Source organism: Micromonospora sp. GCM10011542, from assembly GCF_042650685.1.
GTDB lineage: Bacteria > Actinomycetota > Actinomycetes > Mycobacteriales > Micromonosporaceae > Micromonospora.
The window spans coordinates 1-853 of record NZ_JBHSBO010000071.1 but is presented as its reverse complement, the minus strand read 5'-3'; the positions used below and the strand labels follow the sequence as shown (position 1 = coordinate 853).

1 protein-coding gene is annotated in these 853 nt (G+C 69.3%); it reads right to left on the bottom strand.

Annotated elements, in window-relative coordinates; all coding sequences use genetic code 11:
• The coding region (locus ACFOW4_RS30180) for a transposase (protein ID WP_377533709.1) at positions 1 to 633 on the bottom strand (633 nt) is incomplete at its 3' end.
• Positions 634 to 853: the final 220 nt, after the last annotated feature.

Here is an 853-nt window from a genome sequence, read left to right as displayed (position 1 = left end):
GCGCTCGGAGAGGACGACATCGGCAGTGACATGCCCTCGCGGCTTGTTCTGAGACCGCGCTCTGGGAACCCGCAGCGCCCGGCCGGTGCGCAGACACGCGACCAGCTCACGCTTGAGCGCTCCACGCCCCTGAATGAACAGTGACTGGTAGATCGCCTCGTGGCTGATGCGCAGGGACTCATCATCGGGGAACTCGACACGGAGCCGGTGCGAAATCTGCTCCGGGCTCCACGCCGTCGCCCAGCGGCGGTCCTGCCGATGCGGCTTGTTCAGCCCCTTCCACGCGGGCGTCGAAGGCCCGGTGACGATCGTGCCGTCGGGTCGGCGGACACCGCCGGCGAGCCGGACCTGTACGTACTCACGCAACCTGCCATTGCTCACGAGCTTCGCGGTCTTCGGGCGCTTCGCGGCCTGCTGCGCCTTCCACTGCGCCACCAGAGCCCGGTAGACCGGCTTACCGCCCCTGGTCGCCGCGTTACGGCGCAGCTCGCGTGAGATCGTTCCCGGGTCGCGTCCAATCCTGTGGGCGATCTCGCGCACGCCGACCCCCTGGGCGCGCAGCAACGCGATCTCCTCGCGCTCGGCGAATGACAGGTAACGGCCGGTGGGCTCGTCCAGACTGATCGGCGGCATGCCGCCAGCGTGACGGAACCACCGGGACCCGACCGGCCATGACACACCCACAGCCTCCGCGGCCTCTACCGTCGTTACTCCCGACGCGATCCGCCGCCAGAAGTCCCGCTGCACCGCACGAGACGGCTCCGGCCGTCCCGGTGAACGCATCGGTGGTCGCAATGCCCGATCCGACGCCCACTGGCGCCGCGCACCAGCCGGCAACTCAGGTATCTGCTTC